Annotated in this window: 11 protein-coding genes and 3 pseudogenes; 12 read left to right on the forward strand and 2 right to left on the reverse strand. The window is 70.7% G+C overall.

Annotated features, from left to right (window positions below):
• Positions 1-398: 398 nt before the first annotated feature.
• From kdgD to G4G28_RS13345, 7 genes and pseudogenes are all read left to right on the forward strand, one after another.
• Positions 399-1,313: a 5-dehydro-4-deoxyglucarate dehydratase gene (kdgD, locus tag G4G28_RS13330; protein ID WP_182988626.1), complete on the forward strand. Its 915-nt coding sequence runs from the start codon at positions 399-401 to the stop codon at positions 1,311-1,313.
• Between the two features lie 93 nt (positions 1,314-1,406).
• Positions 1,407-2,985, forward strand: a pseudogene (locus G4G28_RS13335) (aldehyde dehydrogenase (NADP(+))).
• 832 nt (positions 2,986-3,817) lie between these two features.
• Positions 3,818-4,660 (forward strand): annotated as a pseudogene (locus tag G4G28_RS29185) (SpvB/TcaC N-terminal domain-containing protein); the annotation flags it as partial.
• Positions 4,661-5,223: 563 nt separating this feature from the next.
• A pseudogene (locus G4G28_RS29190) lies at positions 5,224-5,289 on the forward strand (hypothetical protein); the annotation flags it as partial.
• Between the two features lie 209 nt (positions 5,290-5,498).
• Positions 5,499-7,427, forward strand: a complete 1,929-nt coding sequence (locus tag G4G28_RS29195; RefSeq protein WP_183107445.1) for a toxin TcdB middle/C-terminal domain-containing protein — start codon at positions 5,499-5,501, stop codon at positions 7,425-7,427.
• A 2,963-nt stretch (positions 7,428-10,390) separates the two neighbouring features.
• Positions 10,391-11,242 carry an RHS repeat-associated core domain-containing protein gene (locus G4G28_RS29200; protein WP_374039799.1) on the forward strand — a complete coding sequence of 284 codons (852 nt, stop codon included), beginning with the start codon at positions 10,391-10,393 and terminating at the stop codon, positions 11,240-11,242.
• Entirely contained in the window at positions 11,166-11,792 is a 627-nt protein-coding gene (locus tag G4G28_RS13345; RefSeq protein WP_183107446.1) for a hypothetical protein, read from the forward strand. Before G4G28_RS29200 ends, G4G28_RS13345 begins: the two co-directional genes overlap by 77 nt.
• A 1,152-nt stretch (positions 11,793-12,944) precedes the next feature.
• Here the strand turns inward: G4G28_RS13345 and G4G28_RS13350 are convergent.
• Positions 12,945-13,331: a hypothetical protein gene (locus tag G4G28_RS13350; protein WP_183107447.1), complete on the reverse strand. Its 387-nt coding sequence runs from the start codon at positions 13,329-13,331 to the stop codon at positions 12,945-12,947.
• Between the two features lie 401 nt (positions 13,332-13,732).
• Here G4G28_RS13350 and G4G28_RS13355 point away from each other — a divergent pair, with 401 nt between their 5' ends.
• Positions 13,733-15,001, forward strand: a complete 1,269-nt coding sequence (locus G4G28_RS13355; protein ID WP_183107448.1) for a hypothetical protein — start codon at positions 13,733-13,735, stop codon at positions 14,999-15,001.
• Here the strand turns inward: G4G28_RS13355 and G4G28_RS13360 are convergent.
• Entirely contained in the window at positions 14,982-15,257 is a 276-nt protein-coding gene (locus G4G28_RS13360) for a hypothetical protein (RefSeq protein WP_183107449.1), read from the reverse strand. The two genes, G4G28_RS13355 and G4G28_RS13360, sit on opposite strands and share 20 nt — an antisense overlap.
• 50 nt (positions 15,258-15,307) lie before the next feature.
• Here G4G28_RS13360 and G4G28_RS13365 point away from each other — a divergent pair, with 50 nt between their 5' ends.
• The 4 genes from G4G28_RS13365 (at position 15,308) to G4G28_RS28340 (ending at position 18,660) form a co-directional block, all read left to right on the forward strand.
• Positions 15,308-15,919: a hypothetical protein gene (locus G4G28_RS13365; protein WP_182988636.1), complete on the forward strand. Its 612-nt coding sequence runs from the start codon at positions 15,308-15,310 to the stop codon at positions 15,917-15,919.
• Entirely contained in the window at positions 15,874-16,317 is a 444-nt protein-coding gene (locus G4G28_RS13370; protein WP_183107450.1) for a hypothetical protein, read from the forward strand. The genes G4G28_RS13365 and G4G28_RS13370 overlap by 46 nt, the downstream gene beginning before the upstream one ends.
• Before the next feature lie 65 nt (positions 16,318-16,382).
• Entirely contained in the window at positions 16,383-17,354 is a 972-nt protein-coding gene (locus G4G28_RS13375) for a hypothetical protein (RefSeq protein ID WP_183107451.1), read from the forward strand.
• A 10-nt stretch (positions 17,355-17,364) separates the two neighbouring features.
• A complete protein-coding gene (locus G4G28_RS28340) occupies positions 17,365-18,660 on the forward strand; it encodes a neuraminidase-like domain-containing protein (RefSeq protein ID WP_308602496.1) in 1,296 nt (431 codons plus the stop codon).
• Positions 18,661-19,950 lie beyond the last annotated feature (1,290 nt).

The raw sequence follows: 19,950 nt of genomic DNA on the forward strand, positions 1-19,950 counted from the left end.
TCACAAAATTGGTCAGACCGCTTGCCAAGCTCGGCCTTAAGTGAAGCTCACGAACGTGACGATCGGCGGCAAGGTCGTCAACACGACCCTGTCGGCGTAGATGCGCCTGCGGCGTGTGGGTTTCGCAGGGTGGGCACTCCGTGCCCGCGCGGTATAGAACAGTTTCGAGTCGAAATGCTGCCGCAAGCCGAACTGCAACGGCCGCGTTCACGCCGAAGTTTCGACACTCGTCCGTGCTATACCCCGTGGGCACAGGGCGCCCACCCTACGAAGCAGTCTCAAAAAACTGGTCGGACCGCTTGCCAAGCCCGGCCTTAGGTTGTACGATGACTGATAACTGCAGTACAGACTGAGGCAGGAGACGGCCTCATCCACATCCCAACCTGAAGGTACCGACCATGTTCACTCCACAAGACGTCAAGACCATCCTCTCCTCCGGCCTGCTGTCCTTCCCGATCACCGACTTCGACGCCCAGGGCGACTTCAAGGCGGACACCTATGCCCAGCGCCTTGAATGGCTGGCACCCTACGGCGCCACCGCCCTGTTCGTGGCCGGCGGCACGGGCGAGTTTTTCTCGCTGACGCCCGAGGACTACACGCAAGTGGTGAAGGTGGCAGTGGAAACCTGCCGCGGCAAGGTGCCGATCCTGGCCGGCGCCGGCGGCCCGACCCGGATGGCCATCAAGTACGCACAGGAAGCCGAGCGCCTGGGCGCCCACGGTATCCTCCTGATGCCGCACTACCTGACCGAAGCGAGCCAGGACGGCCTGATCGAGCACGTGGCCGCCGTCTGCGCCTCGGTGAAGTTCGGCGTCGTCGTCTACAACCGCGACCGCTGCAAGCTCAATGCCGATTCGCTCCTGAAACTGGCTGACCGCTGCCCCAACCTGATCGGTTTCAAGGACGGCATCGGCGAGATCGAATCGATGGTCACCATCCGCCGCAAGCTGGGCGACCGCTTCACCTACCTCGGCGGCCTGCCGACCGCGGAAGTCTACGCCGCAGCCTACAAGGCGCTGGGCGTGCCGGTTTACTCGTCGGCCGTGTTCAACTTCATCCCGAAGACCGCGATCGAATTCTACGAAGCCGTCCGTACCGACGACCACGCAACGCAAGCACGCCTGATCGACGACTTCTTCCTGCCTTACCTGGACATCCGTAACAAGAAGGCCGGCTATGCGGTCAGTATCGTCAAGGCCGGGGCCTCGATTGCCGGCTACCCGGCAGGCCCGGTGCGCGCGCCGCTGGTCGACCTGGCACCGCAGGAAGTCGAGCAGCTGGCTGCCCTGATGGCCAAGCTCGGCCCCCAGTAAGCTCGGCCCCCACACATTGATTGACAACGGCGCGCCTCGGCTGGCAAAGCCCGGCGCGCCTTTTTTGTATTCGAAGAGGAGAACATCTTGACCATCACCATCAATGGCGAACAGCTGATCGGCGCCAGCGCCCTGAGCGGCACCGCGCCCTCCTTCCGCGCAGTCAACCCGGCCACCGGCGAACAGTTCGAGCCCGGCTTCGGCACCGGCACCGTGGAAGACGTCGAGCGCGCCTGCACCCTGGCCAACGAAGCCTTCGACACTTACCGCAATACCTCCCTGGCGTCGCGCGCCGCTTTCCTCGAACTGATCGCACAAAACATCGAAGGCATCGGCCCACTGCTGATCGAACGCGCCATGCAGGAATCCGGCCTGCCCCAGGCCCGCCTCGAAGGCGAGCGTGGCCGCACCGTGAACCAGCTGCGCCTGTTCGCGAAAGTCGTGCGCGACGGCCGCTTCCTGACGACCGCCCTCGATTCGGCGCTGCCGCAACGCACCCCCGCCGCGTCCCGACATCCGCTTGCGCAAGATCGGCCTGGGCCCCGTCGCCGTTTTCGGGGCCAGCAACTTCCCGCTGGCCTTCTCGGTGGCCGGCGGCGATACGGCATCCGCGCTCGCTGCCGGCTGCCCGGTCGTGGTGAAAGCCCACGGTGCCCATCCCGGCACCTCGGAACTGGTCGGCAAGGCCGTGCAAGCCGCGGTGAAGGCCGCCGGCCTGCCGGAAGGCGTGTTCTCGATGCTGCATGGCGACGGCCGCACGATTGGCCAGGCCCCGGTGGCCCATCCGGCCATCAAGGCGGTCGGCTTCACCGGTTCGCGCCAGGGCGGCCTGGCACTGGTGCGCACGGCCCAGGCACGTCCCGAGCCGATTCCCGTCTATGCCGAAATGAGCAGCATCAATCCGCTGTTCCTGCTGCCGGGTGCAATGACGGAACGCGCCGTCCAGATCGGCACCGGCTTCATCGATTCGCTGGTGCTCGGTTCCGGCCAGTTCTGCACCAATCCGGGCCTGGTGGTAGCCCTCGAAGGCCCTGAACTCGATACCTTCCGCGACGCCGCCAGCACCGCCCTGGAGGGCAAGGTCGGCAGCACCATGCTCACTCCCGGCATCCACTCGGCCTTCAACAACGGCGTTGAAAAGCTCGGCAGGGAGCCTGGTGTCAGCCTGGTCGCCCGCGGCCAATGCGGCACCACCGTCTGTGCCGGCCAGGCGGCCCTGTTCGAAACCGATGCCGCCAACTTCCTCGCCAACCCGGCGCTGGAAGACGAAATCTTCGGTTCGTCCTCGCTGATCGTGCGCTGCGCCAGCCTGGCGCAGTTCAAGCAGGTGGCCGAACACCTGGACGGCCAGCTGACGGCAACCATCTTCCTGAACGAGAGCGACCGCGATGCCGCGCGCGCCCTGCTGCCCATCCTGGAACGCAAGGCCGGCCGCATCCTGGTCAACGGCTACCCGACCGGCGTCGAAGTCTCGCACGCGATGGTGCACGGAGGTCCCTTCCCGGCCACCTCGGACAGCCGCACCACGTCCGTGGGCGCCAGCGCCATCGACCGCTTCCTGCGTCCGGTCAGCTACCAGGACCTGCCGGGCTGGCTGCTGCCGGAAGCGCTGCAGGACGCGAATCCCTTGAACCTGCACCGCATCAAGGACGGCGAGCTGGTCCAGGGCTGATGTCGAAGGGCGCCCGATGCGTACATCGGGCGTTCGATCATGGCCGCGGCTATTCATGGTGAACACCGCGGCACCGGCGCCCGGCGGCCGGCCCGCGTGCCGACGTCCATTCTGAGGGGGTATGTGGCTCGGGCACGCGCCCCCTATGCCCTGTGCATACCCCTCCGGGTGGAGCGCACTGACGGCTGACGCGCCGCCGCAACAAGCTTGCAGTATTTACGTTTCTTTTACTATTTGTCACGCCGGCGGTATAGAGTTATGCCAGGTACAGTGTGATGCGCCTCCAATCGCTCCCGAGAAGGTGGCGGCATGCCGGCGTATTTTCTGCAATCTGGTTCCCGTCTAGGCCGCCATGGATGCTACCGCTTCGCAATGCCCCGCTACCGGCGCCGCCGGACCGTTTCGGCGCTTCCTGTCGCGCGGGGTCCTGACGGGCCGTCCGGGCCGCGTCACCGCCTCGTTCACTATCCGGCCTCGCGCACTTCGCTGCCATGCGCGGCGCCGCCGTCGCCGCGCTTCCTGCGCCGCCCCGCTTCACGCCGACATGCGGTACAAGCGCGCATCCTGAAAACCTTGTTGACGACCCACGCGCACGCGCATAGCGGCGCGCCGATGAACCGTGCACCAGGACATGCAGCGGGAGGCGGGAATGTGGCAAGAGCGGCAGGCGCCGAACAGCGGGGCAAGCGCACCGGCTGGTGCACAGGTGCAGGGTCAGGGATCGGCAGGAGCGCAGGGGGCGGCGCCCTCGCTCGCGCTGCCCAAGGGTGGCGGCGCGATTCGCGGCATCGGCGAAAAATTCGAGGCCAACTCCGCCACCGGTAGCGGATCGATGACGATCCCCATCACGACCAGTCCGGGACGTTCGGGCTTCGGTCCGCAACTGGCGCTGCACTACGATTCCGGCAACGGCAACGGTCCGACCGGCTTCGGCTGGCAGCTCGGGCTACCCAACATCACGCGCAAGACCAGCAAGGGCGTGCCGCGCTATCTCGACGCAGCCTGGTCCGGGTGCGGGCCCGGGGCCGGGTACGATGCGCAGGCCGATTACGAGCCGGACGTTTTCATCCTCTCCGGCGCCGAAGACCTGGTGCCGGTGCTGGCCGCGGATGGCCGGCGCCATGAAGACCGCGCCAGCGTGCCGGGCTATACGCTGCACCGCTACCGTCCGCGGGTCGACAGCGTCTTTGCCCGCATCGAGCGCTGGACCCGGGACACCGACGGCGATATCCACTGGCGCGTCTGGAGCGCGGACAACCTGCTCACCGTGTACGGGCTCGATCCGGATGCGCGCATCGCCGACCCGGCGGCGCCCGGGCAGGTGTTCAGCTGGCTGATCTGCGAAACCCGCGACGACCGCGGCAACGCCATGCGCTACGTCTACAAGCGCGACGACGGCGCGGGAATCGACCTGTGCGCCCCCCAGAACGCAACCGGGGCCCGGGACAGCCCGCTGCGCGCCACCAACCGCTACCTGAAGCGCATCCTCTACGGTAACCGGCGCCCGCTGCTGGCCGACCGCGGCACCGCCGGCGCCTTTGCCGCGGCCTCCTGCGGCGCTGACGACTGGATGTTCGAAGTAGTGCTGGACTACGGAGAACATGATGAGTCGGCGCCGGCGCCTCAGGAAGCACGGCCCTGGCCGGCACGCCCCGATGCGTTTTCGAGCTACCGCGCCGGTTTCGAGGTGCGCACCACGCGCCTCTGCCGGCGGGTCCTGATGTTCCACCATTTCGCGCAAGAAGAAGGCGTCGGACACGCCTGCCTGGTGCGCTCGACCGATTTCGACTTCGAGGCGCCCGGCGCCGTCACCGACGGTACCACGCCCCATTACTCCTTCCTCCGCGCCGTGCGCCACGCGGCGTACCGGCGCACGCCGGGTGGCTACCGGCGGCGCGCCCTGCCCCCGGTCGAATTCAGCTACGCCAGGGCGCGCATCGGCGAGCGGGTCGAGGAGGTCGCGGCGCCGGAGCGCGACACGCTTCCCGTGGGTGTCGACGGCGCCACCTGGCGCTGGGTCGACCTGCACGGCGAAGGCAGCGCCGGCATCCTGACGGAACAGGGCGACGCCTGGTATTACAAACGCAATCGCAGTGCCCTGGAGGGCAGGCCGCTTTCGGGCCGCCCGAATCCGTGCCCCGCAAGCCGAACGCCAGACTGGCGGCGGGCGCCGCTCTGGTCGACGTCGACGGCAACGGACGCCCCGACGTGGTGCTGCTGGACGATCCGGCGCCGGGCATGTACCGCCACGACGAAGCCGAGGGTTGGCTGCCCTTCCGTCCCTTTCCGCGTGCCGTGCGCGGCGCCCGTGCGGAGGGCATGCGCTTCGTCGACCTTGACGGCGACGGCCGCACCGATCTCCTCGCGGGCGAGGCCGACAGCCTCGTCTGGCATGCCCGGCTTGCCGACGACGGCTTCAGCGCGCCACGCCGGGTGGCGCAGGCGGCCGACGACGAGGAAGGGGGCCACGCCTGCTGCTCTCCGGCACGGCGGCCACGATCTACCTCGCCGACATGTCGGGCGACGGCCTGGCGGACATCGTCCGGGTCGGCAATGGCGACATCAGCTACTGGCCCAACCTGGGCCATGGCCGCTTCGGCGCACGCATCGCCATGGCGGGCGCGCCAAGCTTCGACGAGCCCGGCGCCTTCAGCCCGGCGCGGCTGCGCCTGGCCGATATCGACGGCAGCGGCACCACCGACATCATCTACCTGCACCGGAAAGGTGTGCGCCTCTATTTTAACGATTCGGGCAACGCCTGGAGCTGCCCGCGCCAGCTGCCCGCGTTTCCCGGCCTGGACGATCCGGCCTCGGTGGTTCCGGTCGACCTGCTCGGCAACGGTACCGTCTGCCTGGCCTGGTCCTCGCCCCCCCTGCCCGGCGCGGCCGGCAGGCCGCTGCGCTACGTCGACCTGACCGGCGGCATCAAACCGCACCTCCTGACCGGCTGGCGCAACAACCTGGGCAGCGAGATGCGGCTCGAGTACGCGCCCTCGACCCGTTTCTACCTGCAGGACAGGCACGACGACCGCCCCTGGCTGACGCCGCTGCCCTTCCCGGTGCACGTGCTGGCGCGCGTCGAGACCATCGACCATGTCAGCCGCACCCGCTTCGTGAGCCGCTACGCCTACCACCACGGCCATTACGACAGCGAGGAGCGCGAGTTCCGCGGTTTCGGAATGGTCGAACAATGGGACAGCGAACGCTATGCCACGGCCGATGAGGGTGCGGCTGTCGATGATGCCGGCAGCGGCGCGGCGAACGCCGACCGCGCCTACACCGTGCCGGCCGTGCATACCAGGACCTGGTACCACACCGGCATCCATCTGGCCGGCGGCGCCCTCACCGATCGCTTCGCCGGACTGGGTCCATGCGCCGGCCGGGGCGAATACTTTCGCGAGCCCGGCCTTGGCGATGCCGAGGCGCGCGCACTGCTGCTGCCGGATACGGTGCTGCCGTCCGGCTTGTCGTGGGACGAGGAACGCGAAGCGGGCCGCGCGCTGAAGGGCACGATGCTGCGCCAGGAAGTCTACGGCGAGGCCGCCGAAGCGGCATGCGACGCGCTGCCGGCTCCCGTTCCCTACAGCGTCGCCGAGCGCAATTTCACGGTACGCCTGCTGCAGCCGCGCGGCGCCAACCGGCATGCCGTGTTCCTGACCCACGCGCACGAATCGATCAGTTACCAGTACGAATGCGAGGCCCACGACCCGCGCATCGAGCACGTCCTGACGCTCGAGGTCGACGACCACGGCAACGTGCTGAAGGAAGCCGCAATCGCCTATGGCCGGCGCACCCTCGTGCGCGGCCCGGATGCGGGCGGCAAGCCAGGCCTGCGCCCGAACCCGGCGCTGGCCGCCCTGCACCCGGCCGACCAGGCAGTCCAGACGACCGATCTGCTTGCCTACAGCGAGAATCGTGTCACCAACGCGATCGACGAACCGCATGCCTATCGCCACCCGATGCCCTGCGAGACGCGCAGCTACCAGCTCGGCGGCTTGCGGCCGACAGGGCCGGCCGGACGCTACCGGGCTTGCGACCTGGTGGGAAAGCGGCGCCAGGAAGCGTTCTGCGCCAGTGCCCGCCGCGCGAGCTCGAACCCGACATGCCCGGCGCGGCAAGCTCCATGCCGCCGCCTGACGGCGCCTGGCGCCGCCTTACCGCCCAGGCGCGCACGCTGTATCGGCGCGACGACCTCGCGGGCCTGGCGCCGCTGGGAACGAGCGGCGCGCTCGCCCTGCCCGGCGAACAGTACCGGCTGGCCTTCACGGCCACATTGCTCGATCGGGTCTATGCACGCCCCGGCGCGGACGGTGCAAGCCCTTCCCTCCTGCCCGGCAACGTGGAGGCGCTCGCCGACGAAGGAGGCTACTACGTGCGAAGCGCGCCGCTCAAGGCCGCGGGCCTGTTCCCCCGCGACGACCGCGACACCGACTGGTGGGTAGCCTCGGGCCGAAGCTTTTACAGCCCGGACGCGCACGGCGACGGCGGCGACGGCAGCGCCGCCGAACTCGCGCAGGCGCGCGCCCACTTCTACCTGCCACGGCGCTACCGCAATCCCTTCGGCCATGATGCGCTCGTCGACCACGACGCCTACGACCTCCTGATGATGCGCAGCCGCGATCCGCTGGGGAACGAGACGGTCGTCGAAGCGGTCGACTACCGTGTACTGCAGGCGCGCCGCATCCGCGATCCCAACGGCAACCGCAGCGAAGTTGCGTTCGACATTCTCGGACAGGTGGTCGGCACGGCGGTGATGGGTAAAGCCGCCCCGGCGCCGGTTGAAGGCGACACGCTGGACGGCTTCGTCACCGATCCGCCGCGGGACGCGCTGGACGCCCTGTTCGGCTCTGAACAGCCGCACGCGGCGGCGGCGCTGCTGCTCGCTGGGGCGAGCACGCGCATCGTCCATGACCTGGACCGTTTCCAGCGCACCCGCGCCGCCCATCCGCACGACCCTGCGCAATGGCAGCCGCCCTGCAGCGCGGCGCTCGCGCGCGAAGTGCACGTGGCCGGGCCGGAGCTCAAGGGAGAGCCCCGATCCAGCTCAGCTTCAGCTACTTCGACGGTTTTGGACGCGAGATCCAGAAAAAGCGCGAGGCCGAGTCCGGCGCTGGATTCGGCGCCCGCACGCAGGAGCAGCCGGGGCGGCGCTGGGTCGCCAGCGGCTGGATCGTCTTCAACAACAAGGGCAAGCCGGTGCGCCAGTTCGAGCCCTTTTTCAGCGCCGGTCCACGCTACGAGCCCGGTACCCGCGCCGGCGTCAGTCCGGTGCTATTCTACGACCCGCTCGGGCGCGTGGTCGCCACCCTGCAGCCGAACGACAGCTACGAGAAGATCGTCTACCGCGCCTGGGAACAGGTCTCGTTCGACGCCAACGACAGCTGCCTGCTCGACCCCCGCCGCGACCCGGACATCGCAACCCAGGTCGCACCCTATTTCGCTACCCTGCCCGGCAGCTGGGAAAGCTGGTACGCCCAGCGCAGCGACGGCAGGCAGGGAGAGCGCGAGCGCCTGGCAGCGGCCCGCGCCGCCGCCCACGCCGGCACCCCGACCGCCACCTGCCTCGACCCGCTCGGGAGGACCTTCCTTACCCTTACCCGCAACCGGGTCGTGTGTCCGGGCCACCCGGCCGATGGCCGCACCGAGACCTTCCACACCCGGATCGAACTCGACCTCCTCGGCCGCCAGCTGGCCCCTGCGCGACCCCAGCGGCCAGGCGCTTGCAGTTCCCGGGCGCACCGCCATGCGCTTCGCCTACGACCTGATGGGCAACCGCGTCCGCAGCACCGGCATCGACGCCGGCACCCGCTGGATCCTGCCCGATTGCGGCGGACTGCCGATGCGCGCCTGGGACAGCCGCGGACACGTCGTTACCACGGGCTACGATGCGCTGCGCCGGCCGCTGCTCCAGAGTGTACGCGGCGAAGGCCCTGGCGCCGATCCGCGCACGCGCGGGCGGGAGCTCGTGGTCGACCGCATCGAGTACGGCGAAGGCCTGGCCGACGCCGGGAAGCTGAACCTGCGCACCCGCATCTACCGCCACATGGACACGGCCGGGGTGGCCACGAACGCCGGGCTGGACGCCGAGGGCCGGCCCTGGCAGGCCTACGACTTCAAGGGCAACCTGCTGCGCAGGACGCGGCGCCTGCTGGCCGACTACAAGGCTATCCCGGACTGGCATGCGGCGCCGGCGCTGGAGGATGAATCCTTCGAAAGCAGCACCCGCTACGACGCCCTGAACCGGCCGACCCAATTCGTTGCGCCACACAGCAGCCGGCCGGGAACCCGGCGCGACGTGATCCAGCCCGTGTTCAACGAGGCCAACCTGCTGGCGCGGCTCGAGGTCTGGCTCGAACGCCCTGACGAGCCGGATGCACCAATCGATCCCGCGCGCGACGGGCCTTGCGCCGCCGGCATCGCGCACATCGCCTACAACGCCAAGGGCCAGCGTCTGCGCATCGATTACCGCAACGCCAGCACCACCCGCTACCACTACGACCCGCTCACCTTCCGCCTGGCGCGCATGACGACCCGGCGCGCACCGGGCCGGGCCGCGCGCGGCGCCACGCTCCAGGACCTGCGCTACAGCTACGACCCGGTGGGGAACCTGATCGCGGTGCGCGACGCCACGCGCCGGGCCAGCTGCTTCCGCAATGCGCGCGTGGCACCGGGTACCGACTACGTCTACGACGCGCTGTACCGCCTGGTCAGGGCCGGCGGGCGCGAGCACCTGGGCCAGCAGGACGCGGGGGCAGGACCCGGCCGGCCCGGCGACAGCCTGCGCGTGCTGCTCGACCAGGCCGACGACGGCGCCGCCATGGGCGCCTACACCGAGGATTACCTGTACGATGAAGTCGGCAATTTCCTCGAGCTGCGCCATCGCGGCGGCTCGGCGCGCCACCGCGGCTGGACGCGGCATTACCACTATGAGGAGCCCGGGACCTTCGACGACAGCGCCGGCAGCCGGATCACGGGCAACCGCCTCAGCCGTACCTGGAACGGAGACGGCGGGGACACGGACGCGGCGCGCTACCGCTACGATGCACACGGCAATGCCATCGATCTTCCCCAGCTGGGCGGTGCCCATGCGGGCACCAACCTCGACTGGGACTACCGCGACCGCATGACGCGCGCCGGGCTGGGTGGCGGGGGCGAGGCCTGGTATGTCTACGACGCCGCCGGCGAGCGGGTCCGCAAGGTGTGGGAAAAGGCGCCCGGCTGCACCGAGGAGCGAATCTACCTCGACGGATTCGAACTGCTGCGCCGCCACGCCGGCCCCGTCGCTCCCGACGGCGCCGTGTTCGAACGCGCGACGCTGCACCTGCTGGACGACACCCGCCGCATTGCCCTGATCGAGACCCGCACCCGCGACACGGCACACGCCGACCGCGCGCCGCGCCAGGCGATGCGCTACCAGCTGGGCGACCACCTCGGTTCGGTGAGCCTCGAGCTCGACGAGGATGCCGACATCGTCTCCTGCGAGGAATACGCCCCTTACGGGCAATCCACCTGCCGCGCGGTGCGCAGCGCAACCGAGACCGCCAGCCGCTATCGCTTCACCGGCAAGGAGCATGACGAGGAGACCGGCCTGTCGTATTTCGGTGCCCGCTATTACGCGCCCTGGCTCGGACGATGGACCAGTTGCGACCCCAAATTGTCCGCCGACCCCTACGTGTACTGCCGTTGCAATCCGGCGACGCTGGTCGATCCGGACGGCCGCGAAGCGACCTTCGCGAACCGCCTGTGGGGTGGCGTGCGGGCGCTGGGCGGCGCGGCGCAGGCGCTGGTCGGCGCCGCCGTGTTCGTCCAGATCGAGGTCCCGGTCGCCGCCCAGGTGGTGGTTGGCGGCATCGCGGTGGTGCACGGCGTGTCCGACATGGAGGCGGGCTTCCGCCAGATGATCACCGGCCGCGAGGAGCGCAGCGTGGTCGAGGAAAGCGTTACCGTTGTCGCGCGCGCGGCCGGCGCGGAGCGCGACACGGCCCGCGCCATCGGCACCGGAGTCGACATCGGGCTGGGCTTCGTCAGCCCGGCGCCGGTCAGCGGCGGACCGCGCATGGGCTATGCCCTGCGCGCGTGGCTCTTCCGGCGCGGTGATGACGATGGAAGCGGCGCGCGCCGCCGAGGCGACGCGGCTGGCCGAGCTCGCCCGTCCGTCCCAGCTGGTCACGCCGCTGGCGATGGCGGCCACCAAGCTTGGCCCAGGGGGCGGCGCTTCCAGCAGCGAGAGCGGCAGCGGCAGCGGCAGCAGCAGTAGCAGCAGCGCGGAGGGTTCCGGCGGGCCGGGAGAACCGTCCAGCTCCGGCGGGGCGCCGGCGGAACCGGGCGGCAGCAGCGGCGGGACCAGCAGCAGCGGGGGTGGCGCCAGCTTCAGCGGCGGCGCCACCCGACCGCGCTCGCAGTTGCTGGCCGGTGACCGGCGCGCGGCCCGGGCCGATGCCATCGCCGGCCTGTGGGAACGGCGCATCAGCGGAAACATGACCCAGGCCGACATCTACACGCTGGAACGCCTCGAGTCCGAACACGGCGCCGAGGCGGTCGTGCATTTCGAGGAATCGGGACGGCTGCCGCGCGACTTCGAATTCAGCCACCTGTACAGCGCGTCGGAATACCCGGAATTCGCGCGCCGCGCCGACCTGGGCGTGCTGACCGACCACATGGACCATATCCAGGGACACCATGGCGGCGATACCACGGTGCCGCTGCACGGCGAGCCGCGCAACGCATCCTGGGCCGACGACTGGGGCACGCAAACCATGGGCAACAGCCCGGAAGAACTCGATTATCTCGGCATGACCTGCCACTGACCACGCCGCCCACCGGCGGCACCAGCGTTCGAAACGAGAGGAAAGCGCCATGCCACAAGTAATCGTTGCCCGCCTCACCCCGAGCCAGCCGACGAGCGGCGCGGATTTCAGCAGCTACCTGACCAACCTGTCGATCCGGGCCTTCGACCTGTCCTTCGGCAGTCCGGAGGCCGGCACCCTGGTCGGCGAGGCCAGCGGCGCATGGATACCTGACAGCGGCCCCGGGGCCAGCGGTCCGGCATTCACGCCGGCCACGCAGCGCATCGTCCAGCACTTTACGCCCTACCTGATCGCACCGCCGCCGGCCGCGCCGGTCTACGACATCCGGCTCGAAGCGGTGGCGACGGCGATCATCGCGCTGACGCCGGCGGGCGCCGAATTCGGCAGTGCCGACCTGCGTCTCGAGGTCCGCCAGGGTGCCACCCTGATGGGCGAGCACCGGCTCGAGTTCAATGTGCTGACGCTGCCCGACGGCCCGCTGGTGGCCGACCCGACCGTCTACATGGCGGTCGACCCGCCCGGCCTGCTGGTGGCGCTGGCCGCCCCGGGCACCCCGTCCGCGCTCGACCTCCTGCCGGACGACGGCAGCGCCCCCTGCGCTCATGCCGCTGCGCGACGCCATCGACGCCGTACTGGCGCAGGATCCGGGCGGCGGCGCCAGCCTGGCCAACCGCAGCCCGCTGAGCGTGCAGCAGGCGCGCCACGTGGCGCGCGAGATCATCTGGAACCGGGCCGTGGCGGCGCCACCGGGCCGCCCCGCCGGGCGCCGGCTGGAAGACATGTACACCCGCCCGCCGACCCCGAGGGCTGGAGCGCCACCGAGATCGACCGGGCCGACATGGACCGCAAGCAGTACGAGGCCAACCTGCTCGGATACAACGCCCTGCTGGACGCCGATGCGCAGCGCCTGGCGCAGTACGTGTATGCGGCCTCGGCCGCCGTGTGGGCGGAGCAGCAAAGCGCAGCGCCCGGCCGGGTCGGCCTCGGCTTTCCGGTCGAGACCGGGCCAGCCCCGGTCGCCGGCCCCACCTTGCGCCATGCCGAGACTGTCCTGCAAAGCACGCCGCCCTTCGTGCTGAGTTTTACCGTGCCCGCCTCCTGCTTCTACGCGCTGGCGCTGATGCTGGCGACCAGCGTCGCCCACGAGGACCGTTACCACATGGCGACCGGCGGCGACGAACGCCAGCTGGCGACCGCGATCAGGGCGGCCATCGATGCCGGCACCATCGCCGCCGCCGCGATCACGCCCGAGAACGCGGCGCGGCGCCTCGGCGCGATCGGTCGCGGCCGCGCCACCCACGCGACGCTGTGCGTGCTCGACGCCGAGACCATGGCGCTCGTCACCGCCTGGCTGGCGTACATGCCGGCTTCGATCGACGACTTCTGGCAACAGGCGCCCTTCCCCGCGGCACCCGGCCACTTCGACCTGGTGCTGGCAGCGCTCATCCAGCAAACGGCACTGACGCCGTCGTCCGCGGCCCTGATCGCGGCCATCAAGGCGATCCCCGTCACCGGCACGGCGGCGCTGAAACTGCTCACGGTGCAGGACTGGCGGCATTTCTTCCTGCCCGCAAACGCTGCCCTGCTGCCCGAATTCACCCGCCCCGGGACACCCGAGGAAAGAGTGGACGCCTTTGTCCGCCGCGTACGCAAGTTCTTCGAAGTGCTGTCGGCGCCGCCGGTACCGGCCCCGGGCGCGGTGCCGGGGCCGCCGGCCATCGCGATCGCCGACAACGACCCGATCAACGCCTTCATGGCGCTGGCACCCGGTTTCGGCTTTCCGGTCGGCGACTGGCTGGACCCCGCCATCGAGGCCGCGCTGCTCGGCGTGTTCCCCGACGATCCCGAGGCCCGCGCCTGGCTGCTGGGCGTGCTGCACCCTCGACGACCTGGTCGGCGCGACCGCCGGCATCGGCGCCGCGCCGCTCCAGTTCTCCCTGATGGAGGCCCTGTATGCGCGCGGCTTCACCTCGCGCGACGCGATCCGCGCGCTGAGCGACGAGGAATTCGCCCATGCCCTGACCGGCACCGCCGCCTATCCGCATGCCGCCGCCATCATGGCCGCGGCGGGCGGCTCGGCTGCCCTCCCCGAGGCCCTTGCGGGCGGGCCCTTCATGCCGATCAACCCGGACGGCGCCCTCGTCAACTGCATCCCGCCCTGGCATCTGTCGCCGCTGGGGCCGGTGCGCTATCTGCAGGAACTGCTGGCGACCGGGATCGGCGCCACCTGCGAGGAACCGGCCGCGAGCGGCGAATCGCTGGCGGCGCTGGTCGCCGGCCGGCGCGGCGACATCGGCAGCCTGCTTGCCACGGCGGCCAACGTGCACATCGCCCTGCCGCTGATCGACATCGTCAACGAGAACCTGGAACACCTGGCCGCCGGCGGCGCCGCCGCGACGGGCGGCATCGTGCTCGACACCGACGGCGCCAGCCTCGGCGGCCATGCGCTGGGCCAGCAGGGTGCCGTTCCCGGAGCCGGCGAGCACACCTCCGGAACGCCTGTACGCGGCCCTGCCGGCCCATTCCAGCCCGGCCACGCCGGTGCGGGCGCCGGACGCCTACACGGCGCTGGGCGCGGACTTCTCGGCGCCCGCGCTGCCCTATTCGCAGGCGCTGGACGTATCGCGTTCCTACCTGCGCGCGATGGGGTGCGGCGCTACGCCACCATGCGCGCCTTCCGCGAAAAGATCACCGCCTTTGCCATCGACGCCGGCCAGGAGGCGGCGGACTTCCAGGCGCACCTGTGGCGCTACCCGTTGCGCTTCGAGTTGGCCCTGGAGTACCTGTGCCTGTCCCGTGCGCAGTACACGCGCTGTACGCGGCACCGCTGTCCGCGGCTCGCCTGCGCGAACTCTACGGTTTCCCGGCCGAGATGGCGGGCCGCCTCGACTGGCGCAGCGTGGCGGTCGTGCTGCCCGAATTCCTGCGCCGTACCGGCCTCGCCTACTGCGACTTCCTGGCCCTCTGGCGTTCAGGCCATGTCCTTTTCGAAAACGGGGCGTCCCGCCAGGACGGCAATACCCATCCGGACGAGCATGCGGACGCGCACGGGTTCCCTCATTGCCCGCCGTGCTGCGCCGACGACTATGTCCTGCACTTTCCGGAGGCCTCCTCGGTCGACGACGCGCTCGCGCGGCTGGCGGTGTTCATCCGCCTGTGGCGCAGCCTGCATTGCCTGCCCGGCGCCGGCTATGGTTTCGCCGAACTGAGCGACATCTGCGCGGTGCTGGGCCTGACGGCCGGCGGCAAGCCGAATCCGGGCTTCATCGCCCAGCTGGCCGCCTTCCAGATCCTGCGCGACGACTGGTCGCTCGCGCTCGGCGTGGATGACACCGCGCCGGACGGGGCAAGCGCTGCCGACCGTACGCGCCTGCTCGGCCTCTGGTCGGCCCCGGGCACGCGTCCTTCGGCTGGGCGGTCGACCACCTGCTGGCGCGGATCGAAGACCGTGCCGAACGCGAGCACGCCCGGGGCGGCGCCCGGGCAGCCAGCCGCGCCACCGGCCGCCGGAATTCATGAAGATCCTGCGCGCCAATCTCGACGCGCTGTCGCAACTGGCGGGATTCGACCCGGCCAGCACGCCATGGCACGCGCAGCCGACCAGCACCCTGCGCTTCGCGGAAATCCTGGCCAAGATCTACGCCTCGGCCTTCACGACCGGCGAGCTGCTCTACCTGTTCACGAGCGACCAGCACCTGAACGGCGACGATCCCTTTTTTGCCCAGGACCGCAACGAAGCGCTCGACCAGCCGTTCGACTACCCCGAGGAGGGCCACCCCTTCGACTTGTGGCATTTGCGCGCGCGGCTGCTGGAACCGCTCGCCGAGGAGCAGGCGCAGGCGATCGGCTGGCATGCGATCGAAAGCGCGATGCGCACCGACTACGGCTACGCGCCCGCATCCGGCAACGATCCCCTGCGCGTGCTGGGCCACCATTTCTTCCCGCGCATGATGGAAGAACTGGGCTTTGCCGCCACGCCACGCGCGCGCCAGTACCGTACGCCCCTGAGCGGCACGGTCCCGAACATGTGGAATCAGCCCCGGCAGGCCCGTTCCAGTACGATGCCGCCGCCGAGGAGCTGGTGGCGAGCCTGCCGCTGCCCGACGAGGCGGTGCTGGCCAAGCTGAACGCGATCGAGCAGCTGACGGCGGCGGAACGGCTGGCCGTGCAGCAGCTGTACTTCAGCCCGCGCGCCGAGCTGGCGCGCTTTTCCTTCCTCTTTCCCGACCTGCACGAGGCCGAGCGCGCGCTGATCGAGGAAGCCGACGAGCGCGCCCGCTGGCGCTACTTCCAGCGCAGCTATGCCCGATTCGCGGCGCGGACGCGTGCCGTCGCGGGCCACCTGGCCGGCCACGTCGCCTTTGCCAGCGACGGCCAGCCGGTCGACGATGGCCTGGCCGCCCTGGTCCTGCGCAACCTGCTTGGCGACGAGAACGCGGCGCTCGGCCCCGGGAAGCGGACGACGGCCAGCCCCCCACCACCCATGCCTGGACCGTACCTGGCGGCGGCGCCTGCGCGGCGCTGACGGCGCTGGCGGGCACCGGCCTGCCCGGGCAGTTCAGCAGCGACAGCGGTGCCGCATGGCAGGAGATGCGCGGCCCGCTGAGCGCCTTCGGCCCGGCGCGCGACCGCTGGAACGCGCCCTTGCCGACCGTGATCCCACGTCTCGACCTGGCGCCGGCCCCGGCCACGCCGCGCTTCGCGATCGTGCGCAACGGGCTGGCGATCCGCGAGTCCGACGGGCTGGCCCCGGGCGGCGCGGAAGGCTTCCAGGTACGCTGGAGCGGCGTGCTGATCGTCGAGCATGGCGGCAGCTACACCTTCTTCGCCGGCGCCCCCAGGCCCGACTGCGAGGCGCCCGGGGACGAAGCCTGCGACCACGCCCGCTGGCGCATCAACCTGCGCCGCGGCCAGAAGACCTGGCTACTGCTGAACCGCCGCTGGGACGGCGAAAACGCGCCGGACCGCGCATCGGGCCCGCTGCACCTGCGGCGCGGCGCCTATTTCATCGACATCGACTTCCACGAGGAGACGCCCGAATTCGACGAGCCGCTCGAGCTCGGGCGCGCTGCCACCGGTTTTACCGTCAAGTACAGCGGTCCCGACACCGGCGACCGCATCGCCGCGCTGCCGCAGGAACGCCTGTATCGCGACGTCGTCATGGCGCCCCTCGACAGCCGCGCGGCACTGGCGCCGGCCGCGCGCGCCTACTTTGCCAACCAGTATCCCGGCAGCCTGCGCGACATCCGCCGCACCTACCAGCGCGCCTTCAAGGCGCTGCTGCTGTGCCACCGGCTGCGCCTGTCGGCAACGCTGGGACCGCGCGCGGCCGTCTCCGAAACGGGCTACCTGCTGTCGGCGCCGGCGCTGTTCGCCGGCACCACCTACGTGGCGGGCACTCCCTACAGCTCGCACCGGGCCTGGTTCGACCTCAACCTGCTGCCGGTGGGCGACGCCTACAACGGCGACCCGGAGCGCCAGCCGCCGGCCCCGCTCGACGCGCGCGACACCCTCGGTTTCACGCCGCCAGGCCCTGTTCGACTGGTTCGAGCGCCTGCATGACTACACCGTGATGCGGCGCGCGGTGCTGCGCGGCGCTGGCCGCCAGGCCTGGCTGAGCTTCGTGGAAGCGGCCAACCAGCAGCCGGCCGACGTGGCGCCGCTGCTGATCGACCTCGGCATCGACCTCGATCACGCGCCGCTGCTGCTGGCCTTCCACGAAGGCGTCGCGATCGATTGGCCGCGCCTGGCCGACGAGCGCTGGGCGCTGCGGCTCTGGCACGCGGCGCAATGGGTGCGCCAGCTGCTGCGTCACTTCGTGCCGCGCGACCTGGGGCTGGCGCAACCGGCCGCCTGGGCCGGCGACGACGGAGCGGCACTGGCCGCAGCCAATGCCGGGCTGACGCGCTTCTACCGCGATGGCATGATCGAACGTGGCGAACCGCGCCGCTATCTCGACCTCGAACGCCTCAACAACGAACTGCGTGAGCGGGCGCGGACCGCGCTCCTGGCCTACCTGTGCGGCATGGACCGGGTGGCGCTGCCCTTCGCGCCGGGCACCCATGCACGCGTGCCGCGCGACCTGTCCGCCTTGCTGCTGCTCGATACCGAAGCGGGGATCTGCCAGCGCGCCAGCCGCGTCGAGGAGTTGACTGGGGCGCTGCAAGCCTTCGTGGAACGCGCGCGCCTGCGCGAAGAGCCTACCCTGCCGCCGGTTGCCGCCTTCACCGCCGCCTGGGACGCGCGCTTCGCCAGCTTCCACCTCTGGCAAGCCTGCCGCCGGCGCCAGCTGTATGCCGAGAACCATGTCGAGTGGAGCGAGCATGCGCAGGCCATCCGTTCCGAGGCCTTCCGCTTCCTCGAATCGGAACTGCGGCGCCATACGCTGAGCGCACCCGTGCCCGGCGGCATGCTGCACTGGCCCGGCCCGCACTGGCCGGCGCACGCGCCGCTGGCAACGCTGCAGGCGCGCGAACCGTCGACGCTGGCGCAGCGACCGCACCCGCAAAACCTCGGCCTGATGGGCATGCCCGGGCGCCATGCGCGTCCGGCCTGGCTGGCGCCGCTGGGCGCCGCCGCACAGCCGCCGCGCGACGACGAAAACCCCAACGACCCCAACAATCCGAACGGCCCGGGCAAACCGAAAACACGAACGGCGTGCCGGACAGCACGGGTCCCGGCGCGGCGCTTCCTGCCGCAGGCAACACCGAGCAGCCACCGCTCTGGCTGCAGGCGGCGGTGCGGCTGGGGACGCGCTTCCTGCGCATTGCCGCGGCCGCCGAGCCCCAGGCCAGCGCATCGTTCAGTCCGATCGTACCCGCGCCAGGCGCCTGCTGCGCCGAGTGCGGACGCATCCACCCGCCGGTGATGGACGAATACTATTTCTGGCTGGTCGATTCCGCCTATTACGACCCGGCGGGCCTGAATCCGTCGGACCCGACCCTCTACCAGGACGCGGACTGGGGCGCGGTGCCGCCCGACATGCGCTCGGACTGGCACCGGCGCGACAAGCTGCCGCCGCTGCTGGCCTGGTCGACGCGCCGGATGGTGCGCCTGGCCTGGTGCCGCGTGCACAATGGCGAGTTCCAGGTGCCGCGCTGCTCGGACGAGGGAGCCCATGTGTCGGGCAGCGGCATGGTGGCTGAACTCAGCTTCCTGGGACGCGAGGGCGACTCGCTTCGCTTCGCCATCACCAATGCCGGGCCGACGCCGCCGGGTTACGCGGACCCCTCGCCCTGGGGCTTCCGCTACGACATCGTCCCCGACAGCGTCACCGTCCTGCCGGAGGTATTCCCGACATCCGTGCCCGGCCCCTTCCCCGGCGCTCTGGCGGCCTATCCATTCTTTCTGTATGCGATGCCGGGCGCGCCGCTGGAGCCCTCGCTGTACTCGACGGCGATGGCGGTTGCCGGTGCCCTGCGCACGCATTGCCGCACCGACGCGGCGCTCGGCTGGTACGAGCGCTATTTCGCGCCTCAGGACAAGGACCTGCGCTGGTCCACTTGCCGCGTGCTCAGGCCGTCGCCGAACGACCCTCCCGAGCAGCCGCCGACCCGCGGCCGCGGCCGTGGTCGGGCGGCCCAGGCGGGACGCGGCCCCACCCGCGCCACGGCCGACACGGCCGCCCGTCTCGGGCGCAGGGGCGGAACGGGCGACGCCTGCTGCGACACCGGCGTCGGCTCGGCTGCCGAAGCGCGCCGCCGCAGCGTGCTGCTCGCCTACCTCGAGACCCTGCTCGAATCGGCGCGGGCCGCGCTGTGCGGCGACAGCGCCGAGGCTCATGCACTGGCACGGCTGCGCCTCGACGCGGCGGCGCGCTATCTTGGCCCCCGGCCGGTGACCATCCGCGGCGACGACGCGTCCGCACCGTCGACCGTGGCCGCCTTCGTGGCGCGGCTGGCGCCGCTGAACCCGCGGCTGATGGAACTGTACGACAGCCTCGACGACAACCTGGCCGCGCTGCGCCACTGCCTCGGCAAATCGCGCCTGGCCGCACCCGCACCTGCCGCCGGTTCATGGTGGGGCGAGTCCGGGATGCGGCGCGGCTGGCGCGAGCCGGTGGAAGACTGCGACGACGACGGCTGCTGCTGCCCGCCCGGGCCTTACCGTTTCCTGTTCCTGCTGGGACGGGCGCTGGAAACGGCGAACGAGGTGCGCA

It is taken from the genome of Massilia sp. Dwa41.01b, from assembly GCF_014171775.1.
Lineage (GTDB): Bacteria > Pseudomonadota > Gammaproteobacteria > Burkholderiales > Burkholderiaceae_D > Telluria.